Here is a 428-nt window from a genome sequence, read left to right as displayed (position 1 = left end):
CGCTTTCACCGTCCTTCAAAATTGCCGACTTTGAGCGAAGGGCGAGGCTGAATGTCAGCTCCACGGCCCAACCCTGGTTCCCTGCCGGACCCTCAACGCTGGCAGAACGCGGCATGACCGTGAAGACGGAATCCGAGGCCTCGCCGAACAGCCTTTGACGTGCCGCGTCGAGAAAATCCTGACCTTTGAACTGGAAAGCCGTCTGGCGCTGAACCTTGAGGCCGAGCTGCGCGAGCGTGATGTTGCGATGCTCGTTCGGGCGAATGGAGATTCCCAGTTCCTTGCCGAGACTATAGCGTGCCGGTTCGAGCGACCGGTATTTGACGCTGTCGGCAAATGACTGCCAAAGGGCACGATAATCGGTGCGTGTCCCTAGGCCCACCATGTATGACCGCCAGGTCGGCGATCCCAACTGGAGGGCCTCAGGC

1 protein-coding gene is annotated in these 428 nt (G+C 60.3%); it reads right to left on the bottom strand.

Annotated features, from left to right (window positions below; translation table 11 throughout):
- Positions 1 to 412: hypothetical protein (locus EOA33_RS38765; protein ID WP_210212673.1), on the bottom strand; the 412-nt coding region annotated here is incomplete at its 3' end.
- Between the last annotated feature and the right edge of the window lie 16 nt (positions 413 to 428).

Origin of the sequence: Mesorhizobium sp. M4A.F.Ca.ET.050.02.1.1, assembly GCF_003997725.1 — a bacterium.
Taxonomy (GTDB): Bacteria; Pseudomonadota; Alphaproteobacteria; order Rhizobiales; family Rhizobiaceae; genus Mesorhizobium.
The sequence above is the reverse complement of the archived record's forward strand: the minus strand, read 5'-3'. Positions and strand labels throughout refer to the sequence as shown.